The sequence below is a fragment of the Streptomyces sp. NPDC047108 genome (assembly GCF_040643575.1).
GTDB lineage: Bacteria > Actinomycetota > Actinomycetes > Streptomycetales > Streptomycetaceae > Streptomyces.
This window is the reverse complement of record NZ_JBEYUP010000020.1, coordinates 103,911-111,491: the sequence shown is the minus strand read 5'-3', so window position 1 is coordinate 111,491 and position 7,581 is coordinate 103,911. Positions and strand designations below refer to the sequence as shown.

Annotated in this window: 8 protein-coding genes; 3 read left to right on the top strand and 5 right to left on the bottom strand. The window is 71.5% G+C overall.

Features of this window, described 5'->3' with window-relative positions:
* Nucleotides 1–139: 139 nt before the first annotated feature.
* A complete protein-coding gene (locus ABZ822_RS27745) occupies nucleotides 140–814 on the bottom strand; it encodes a Crp/Fnr family transcriptional regulator (protein WP_351508004.1) in 675 nt (224 codons plus the stop codon).
* A 250-nt stretch (nucleotides 815–1,064) separates the two neighbouring features.
* Here ABZ822_RS27745 and nth point away from each other — a divergent pair, with 250 nt between their 5' ends.
* The 3 genes from nth to ABZ822_RS27730 are packed head-to-tail and all read left to right on the top strand — an operon-like array spanning nucleotide 1,065 to nucleotide 3,949.
* Nucleotides 1,065–1,886, top strand: a complete 822-nt coding sequence (nth, locus tag ABZ822_RS27740) for an endonuclease III (RefSeq protein WP_360859988.1) — start codon at nucleotides 1,065–1,067, stop codon at nucleotides 1,884–1,886.
* On the top strand, nucleotides 1,883–2,737 hold the full coding sequence (locus tag ABZ822_RS27735) for a CoA pyrophosphatase (protein WP_360859966.1): 855 nt from the start codon (nucleotides 1,883–1,885) through the stop codon (nucleotides 2,735–2,737). The genes nth and ABZ822_RS27735 overlap by 4 nt, the downstream gene beginning before the upstream one ends.
* Before the next feature lie 12 nt (nucleotides 2,738–2,749).
* Nucleotides 2,750–3,949 (top strand): MarP family serine protease, encoded by a 1,200-nt coding sequence (locus ABZ822_RS27730; RefSeq protein ID WP_360859963.1) that lies wholly within the window; start codon nucleotides 2,750–2,752, stop codon nucleotides 3,947–3,949.
* Between the two features lie 310 nt (nucleotides 3,950–4,259).
* Here ABZ822_RS27730 and ABZ822_RS27725 read toward each other — a convergent pair whose 3' ends face one another.
* The 4 genes from ABZ822_RS27725 to nhaA all read right to left on the bottom strand — a co-directional run bounded on the left by ABZ822_RS27725 (nucleotide 4,260) and on the right by nhaA (nucleotide 7,538).
* Nucleotides 4,260–4,481 carry a hypothetical protein gene (locus tag ABZ822_RS27725; protein WP_360859960.1) on the bottom strand — a complete coding sequence of 74 codons (222 nt, stop codon included), beginning with the start codon at nucleotides 4,479–4,481 and terminating at the stop codon, nucleotides 4,260–4,262.
* 153 nt (nucleotides 4,482–4,634) lie between these two features.
* Entirely contained in the window at nucleotides 4,635–5,561 is a 927-nt protein-coding gene (locus ABZ822_RS27720) for an alpha/beta hydrolase (protein WP_360859957.1), read from the bottom strand.
* Nucleotides 5,558–6,016, bottom strand: a complete 459-nt coding sequence (locus ABZ822_RS27715; protein ID WP_360859954.1) for a phage holin family protein — start codon at nucleotides 6,014–6,016, stop codon at nucleotides 5,558–5,560. The genes ABZ822_RS27720 and ABZ822_RS27715 overlap by 4 nt, the downstream gene beginning before the upstream one ends.
* 130 nt (nucleotides 6,017–6,146) lie before the next feature.
* Nucleotides 6,147–7,538 (bottom strand): Na+/H+ antiporter NhaA, encoded by a 1,392-nt coding sequence (gene nhaA / locus ABZ822_RS27710; RefSeq protein ID WP_360859951.1) that lies wholly within the window; start codon nucleotides 7,536–7,538, stop codon nucleotides 6,147–6,149.
* Nucleotides 7,539–7,581: the final 43 nt, after the last annotated feature.

Genomic DNA, 7,581 nt, shown 5'->3' with positions numbered 1-7,581 from the left:
CCTGACGCCCGTCCTCGCGGGCGTCAGGGCGAGCAGCCGGGTCCGCGGGGTCGCGGCGACCAGCAGCCAGAAGCCCGTAGCGGCCATCCCACCAGGCGGTGGGGCCCCTTCTCGCGATACGGGCGCGAGAGCGGTGCGGTCAGCGCGAGCGCTTGGCCAGCCGCTCCACGTCGAGCAGGATCACGGCCCGCGCCTCCAGGCGCAGCCAACCGCGGCCCGCGAAGTCCGCGAGCGCCTTGTTGACCGTCTCGCGGGAGGCGCCGACGAGTTGTGCCAGCTCCTCCTGGGTCAGGTCGTGGACGACGTGGATGCCTTCCTCCGACTGCACGCCGAAGCGGCGGGAGAGGTCGAGCAGGGCCTTCGCGACGCGGCCGGGCACGTCGGAGAAGACCAGGTCGGACATCGAGTCGTTGGTCCGGCGCAGACGGCGTGCCACGGCGCGAAGGAGCGCGGTGGCCACCTCGGGCCGTGCGTTCAGCCACGGCTGGAGGTCGCCGTGGCCCAGGCCGAGCAGCTTCACCTCGGTGAGCGCGCTGGCCGTGGCCGTACGGGGGCCGGGGTCGAAGAGGGAGAGCTCGCCGATGAGCTCACCAGGGCCGAGGACCGCGAGCATGTTCTCGCGGCCGTCGGGGGAGGTGCGGTGAAGCTTGACCTTGCCCTCGGTGACCACATACAGGCGGTCGCCCGGGTCACCTTCGTGGAACAAGGCGTCGCCGCGGGCCAGGGTGGCCTCGCTCATCGAGGCGCGCAGCTCAGCGGCCTGCTCTTCATCGAGCGCCGCGAACAGCGGGGCGCGCCGCAGAACGTCGTCCACGAGATCTCTCCTTGTCGACATGCACAGGGGACCGTCGTCCCCATGATGCCGGACGGTAAAACTGTGTGATCAAACACAAGTGTGGCGCATGCCCTGCGGAAGCCATACGGCAGGGGTCCGATCGGGGTGCGGATTTCCGGCGGCCAGGCCGTTTGTCGGTGCCGGGCCTTACGCTGGCCGGGTGTCCAATACGCCGGTGAGAGCACAGGGCAAGGGGGCCGTACGGGTGAGCGCGTCGCGGAATTCCGCTGTGGGCGAACACGAGCCTGCCAAGGGAAGAAAAGTAGCGAAAAGCGCAAAACCCAAACCGGAGTCCCGGCTCGCGCTCGTCCGGAGGGCGCGCAGAATCAATCGCGAGCTGGCGGATCTCTACCCCTACGCCCACCCCGAGCTGGATTTCGAGAACCCTTTCCAGCTCCTGGTCGCGACCGTCCTCTCCGCCCAGACCACCGACCTCCGGGTCAATCAGACGACCCCGGACCTTTTCGCCGTCTATCCGGCCCCCGAGGACATGGCGGCGGCGAATCCGGAGGAGCTGGAGCAGATCATCCGGCCCACCGGCTTCTTCCGCGCCAAGGCGAAGTCGCTGATCGGCCTCTCCACGGCCCTGCGGGACAACTTCGGCGGTGAGGTGCCGGGGCGCCTGGAGGACCTGGTCACGCTGCCCGGTGTGGGCCGCAAGACGGCGAACGTGGTGCTGGGCAATGCCTTCGGTGTCCCCGGCCTGACCGTGGACACCCACTTCGGCCGGCTCGTCCGCCGCTGGAAGTGGACCGAGCAGGAGGACCCGGACAAGGTCGAGGCCGAGATCGCCGCGCTCTTCCCGAAGAGCGACTGGACGATGCTGTCGCACCGGATCATCTTCCACGGCCGCCGCGTCTGCCACTCCCGCAAACCCGCCTGCGGCGCGTGCCCCATCGCGCCGCTCTGCCCCGCGTACGGCGAAGGCGAGACCGACCCGGAGAAGGCGAGGAAACTGCTGAAGTACGAGCTGGGCGGCGCCCCCGGGCAGCGGCTGAAGCCCCCGTCCGACTACCCGGGCAAGCCCGCCCTGCCGCTGGGGGCCGCATGAGCCGTCCCCAGGAGACCTTCGGGGCGTCCGCCGGGCTCTCCGGAGCCTTCGGCGGCGAGATCACCGTCAGCACCGAGGGGCTGCCCACCTGGCTGGACCCGGTCGTACGCGCCGCCGAGACCGTGGAGCCGGAACAGCTCAGCCGTTTTCTGCCGCCCGACTCCGGAGGCCGCGCCTCCGCCGTCCTGATCCTCTTCGGCGACGGCGGGCCGGGCGCAGGCGCCGCGACCGGCGGGCCGGGCACGGGCACGACCGCCGCGACCGGCGGGGCGGACCAGGGCACGACCGCCGCGACCGCCGCGACCGGCGGGCCGGACCAGGCCGCCGGGGCCGCGAACGGCCACCGCCCCGAGTTGCTCCTCATGGAGCGTGCCGGGACCCTCCGCTCCCACGCGGGCCAGCCGTCCTTCCCCGGCGGCGCCCTCGATCCGGAGGACGGCGATCCGCGGACCGTCGGACCGCTGCGCGCGGCGCTCCGCGAGGCATGGGAGGAGACCGGCCTCGACCCCTCGGGCGTCCAGATATTCGGCGTCCTGCCGCAGCTCTACATCCCGGTGAGCGGCTTCGTCGTGACCCCGGTCCTCGGCTGGTGGCGCGCGCCGTCGCCGGTCTCTCCGGTCGATCCGGCCGAAACGGCCCGGGTGTTCACCGTGCCAGTGGCGGAACTCACGGACCCGGCCAACCGCGCGGTCACCACGCACCCGAGTGGCCACAAGGGCCCCGCGTTCCTCGTCCGCGATGCCCTGGTCTGGGGTTTCACGGCCGGTGTGATCGACCGCCTGCTCCACTACTCCGGCTGGGAACGCCCCTGGGACCGCACCAAGCACGTCCCGCTCGACTGGAGCGCATGAGACGGTATCTCGGTGAACGTGCTGGACATCCTTCTGTTGCTCGCCGCCGTGTGGTTCGCCATTGTCGGTTACCGGCAAGGCTTCGTGGTCGGCATCCTGTCCGTGATCGGCTTCATCGGCGGCGGTCTGGTCGCCGTCTACCTCCTGCCCGTGATCTGGGATCAGGTCACGGACGAGGCGACGCCGGGTACGGGTGCCGCGGTCGCGGCGGTCGTCGTGGTGATCGTCTGCGCGTCGGTCGGCCAGGCGTTCACCACACATCTGGGCAACAAGCTCCGCCGGTACATCACTTGGTCCCCGGCCCGCGCGCTCGACGCGACGGGCGGCGCCCTGGTCAACGTCGTCGCGATGCTGCTCGTGGCCTGGCTCATCGGTTCGGCCCTCGCCGGCACCTCGTTGCCCACGCTCGGCAAGGAGGTCCGCAACTCCAAGATCCTGCTGGGCGTATCGCAGGTGATCCCCGGCGAGGCCAACACCTGGTTCGCGGACTTCAGCTCCGCCCTCGCGCAGAACGGCTTCCCGCAGGTCTTCAGCCCGTTCTCCAACGAGCCCATCACCTCGGTCGCTCCGCCCGACCCCAAGCTGGCCACCAGCCCGGTCGCCACCCGCGCCCAGCGCAGCATCGTGAAGGTCCTCGGCACCGCCCGGAGCTGCGGCAAGGTCCTGGAGGGCACCGGATTCGTCTTCTCGCCGAACCGCGTCATGACCAACGCGCACGTGGTCGGCGGAGTCGAGGAGCCGACCGTGCAGATCGGCGGCGAGGGCAAGCTCTACGACGCCCAGGTCGTGCTCTACGACTGGGAGCGCGACATCGCCGTCCTCGACGTCCCCGGCCTCCGCGCCCCTGCCCTGCAGTTCACCCAGCGCGACGCCGGCACGGGCGACAGCGCGATCGTCGCCGGGTTCCCGGAGAACGGCGCGTTCGACGTCCGCGCCGCCCGCATCCGCGGACGCATCGACGCCAGCGGCCCGGACATCTACCACCGCGGCACGGTCAGCCGCGACGTGTACTCCCTCTACGCCACCGTCCGGCAGGGCAACTCGGGTGGACCGCTGCTGACTCCCGACGGTCGCGTCTACGGCGTGGTGTTCGCCAAGTCGCTCGACGACGCCAACACCGGGTACGCCCTGACCGCCGACGAGGTGCGCGAGGACATCGTCAAGGGCCGTACGGCCAAGCGCCAGGTGGACAGCCAGGGGTGCGCGCTGTAGCCGTGCCCCGCCCCGTACCGGCGAGCCCGCGCGTCGGGCCCAAGCCCCCGTACCGGCGAGCCGGCGCGTCAGACCCGGCCCCGTACAGGCGAGCCGGCGCGTCAGGTCCTGGTGTCCGGAGCGAGCAAGGCGATCCGGAACGCGAAGCGGTCCGTGACGCCGTGCGGCCCCGAACGCGAACAGCGACCCGTGACGCCGTGCCGCCCGGAGCGGGATGTGTTCCGGGAACAGGATGCGATCCCGGAACGCGACGCGATCCGGACCGCTGTGTGCGACCCGGAGACGCGCCGTGATCCGGAGAAAGAGCGGCTCAGCCGCGTGGATGGCGCAGCCGCGCCGACACCCAGCGGGCGCGACGACGGAGAATGCGCGGAATGCCTAGCTGAAGATCGGAAACCCGGCCGGGGCGTCCCGCGACGATCACCCCCTTGGGGGCTGTGCGCGCGGCGGAGGCGCGGCGGCTGCGAACTGTGGTGTCCCGGGGAGAGGCCCCCGTACTCCCTGCGTCATGGGAGTCGTGCGTCCAACCCATACCAGGAAGCGTGCCCGTGACGGAGGGTCGGTAACCGCCTCACGGACCGCCAATCGGCCTATGCGCGCGGCAATTGGCGTTCGTAGGAAGGGTGTACGACAGCGGCGTCCGGGGCTGTCCCGCAACGGCCCCCGGACGCGATCTGAGCTGCCGTCAGCGATCCGGCTCGGGATCCTTCAGCCAGTTGATGAGCTCGGCCGAGAACGCGACGGGGTCCTCCTCGTGAGGGAAGTGCCCGAGCCCGTCGAACAGGCGCCACCGGTAGGGCGCCTCGACGTACTGCCCTGACCCGGCAGCGCTCCGCGTCCGCATCACCGGGTCGAGCGACCCGTGCAGATGGAGCGTCGGTACGCGGACGGGCCGCTTCATGCGCCGGTTGAACTGGATTCCGTCCGGCCGGGCCAGCGACCGCACCATCCACCGGTACGGCTCGATCGAGCAGTGCGCCGTCGACGGGATACTCATCGCCCGCCGGTAGACGTCCAGCGCCTCCGCCTCGGGCGGGCGGGGACCGGACCACTCCTGGATGAGCTGTCCGACCAGCGCCGAGCCGTCCGCCGTCAGCCGCCGCTCGGGGATCCACGGCCGCTGGAAGCCCCAGATGTGGCTGCCCGCCGCCGTCTGACGGGCGTCGCCGAGCATGGCCGAACGCCAGCGCCGCGGGTGCGGCATCGAGCAGACCGCGAGCCGCCGGACGAGCTTCGGCCGCATCGCCGCCGCCGTCCACGCGAGATAGCCGCCCAGGTCGTGGCCGACGAGCGCCGCGTCGGGCTCGCCGAGGGAGCGGATCACTCCGGTGACGTCGAGGGCGAGGTTCGCCGGGTCGTAACCGCGGGGTGTGCGGTCGCTGCCGCCCACCCCGCGCAGGTCCATGGCCACGGCGCGGAAGCCGGCGTCGGCGAGCGCGGTGAGCTGGTCCCGCCAGGTCCACCAGAACTGCGGGAAGCCGTGCAGCAGCAGCACCAGCGGGCCGTCGCCGGCCTCGGCGATATGGAAGCGGGCGCCGTTGGCGGCCACGTTCCGGTGGGTCCAGGGGCCGTCGGGCCGAACGACCGAGGCTGGGGTTTCGGGGACGGTCATACGGATGAGCGTGTCACAGTCGCGTCGGCGGGGCGGCCGCCGTCCACCGGGCGGGGGTGCGGCCGTACGTGCTGCAGGACCGCGGCCGTCTCCTTGGCCGAGGCGATCGACTTCTCCGGCTTCTTCACCTTCTTGAACTTGGCGACGGCGAAGAGCCCCAGCACCGCCGCGATGAGCAGATACGCCGCGCCCACGATCAGGAACGACCAGGCCAGCCCGAGGCCCAGATTGTGGATGCCGTACGCGGCGGCGAAGCTCAGCACCGGCAGGGCGAACAGCGCCAGGATCCCGGCCGCCGTGATCGCTCCGCCTCCGATGCCGGCGCGTTTGACGTCCTGGCGGATCTCCGCCTTCGCCAGGGCGATCTCGTCGTGCACCAGGGCGGACAGATCGGCTGTCGCCTGGGCCACCAGCCGGCCGAGGCTGCGGTCGCCGTCCTGCTCGACTGCGCTCATCGCTGTATCCCTCTTCTCTTCTCCGTTGCCTGCGCTGCTTCCGTTGCCCGCTCTGCCGGCCCTGCTGGCGTACACAGGGCCCGGGGCCGCTCGCTCCGTCGAGTGTGCCGGACGGCCGGTCGCCCTCAGATCATGCCGGACCGCCGTCGTTCGTGCCTCGGTCGGCGGCCGCTTCGGCAAGGCGGCGGTGTTCCGCGGCCTTCGCCTCGTGGATGGCGGCCATCCGCAGGTGGTACTCCGGGTTGTCCATCTCGTAGATGTCGGGGATGCCGTCGTGGTCCTCGTCGCGCTCCTCGTCCTCGTACAGCTTGCGGTACTTGACGTTGCGGAGCTTGAGCAGCACGGTCGCCAGCAGCGCCGCGATGAGGGAACCCGTGAGCACCGCCGCCTTGACCTCGTCGGCGAGGACGGGGTCGTCGGTGAAGGCGAGGTCGCCGATGAGGAGCGCGACCGTGAAGCCGATACCGGCGAGCGCGGCGACGGCGAGCACGTCGGCCCACTCAAGGTCCTCGTTCAGCTCGGCCCGGGTGAAGCGTGCGGCGAGCCAGGAGCCGCCGAAGACGCCGATGGTCTTGCCGGCGACGAGGCCGAGGACGACGCCCAGCGGCGCGGGTGTGGTGAAGACGTCCGCCAGGGCGTCCCCCGAGACCGTCACTCCAGCCGCGAACAGGGCGAACAGCGGCACAGCGATGCCCGCCGACAACGGCCGTACGAGGTGCTCGATGTGTTCCGCCGGCGACTGCTTCTCGCCCTCCCTGACCGTGCAGCGCAGCATCAGGCCCATCGCGACACCGGCGACGGTCGCGTGCACCCCGCTGGCGTGCATCAGACCCCAGATGACCAGGGCCAGCGGCACATGGACGTACCACCCGCGGACGCCCTTGCGCTGCAGGAACCAGAAGAGGACCAGGCCCGCCAGCGCGAGGCCGAGCGGCAGGAAGTGGATCTCCGTGGAGAAGAACACCGCGATGATCAGGATCGCGAACAGGTCGTCCACGACGGCGAGGGTGAGCAGGAAGGCGCGCAGCGCGGACGGGAGGGAGGTGCCGATGACCGCGAGGACGGCGAGCGCGAACGCGATGTCGGTGGCGGTCGGTACCGCCCAGCCGCCCAAGTCCCCGCCGCTGCCCGCGTTGACGGCCGCGTAGACCAGCGCCGGGGCGGCCATGCCGCACACCGCCGCGACGACCGGGAGCGCGGCGGCTTTCGGGTCGCGCAGTTCACCGGCGACCAGTTCGCGCTTCAGCTCGATACCGGCGACGAAGAAGAAGACGGTCAGGAGACCGTCCTGCGCCCAGGACTCGACCGAGAGGTGGAGATGCAGCGCCTCCGGGCCGAAGCTGAAGTCCCGGACGTCCTCGTACACTCCGCTGAGCGGGGTGTTCGCGAGGATCAGGGCGGCGACGGCGGCGGTCAGCAGGAGAACTCCGCCGACGGTCTCGGCCCGCAGCGCCTCCGCCACGAACGTCCGCTCGGGGAGCGGGAGACGGCCGAGGAACTTGCGGGTCTGGGGCGCGGCCACGGGGTTCATCCTCCGGTCGGGGACTGCGAAGGCCCTCGAGCCG

Coding starts and splice junctions, on each gene's coding strand:
- ABZ822_RS27735 (WP_360859966.1), top strand. CDS start 1,883: ATGAGCCGTCCCCAGGAGACCTTCGGGGCGTCCGCCGGGCTCTCCGGA.
- ABZ822_RS27725 (WP_360859960.1), bottom strand. CDS start 4,481: ATGGGTTGGACGCACGACTCCCATGACGCAGGGAGTACGGGGGCCTCT.
- ABZ822_RS27720 (WP_360859957.1), bottom strand. CDS start 5,561: ATGACCGTCCCCGAAACCCCAGCCTCGGTCGTTCGGCCCGACGGCCCC.
- ABZ822_RS27715 (WP_360859954.1), bottom strand. CDS start 6,016: ATGAGCGCAGTCGAGCAGGACGGCGACCGCAGCCTCGGCCGGCTGGTG.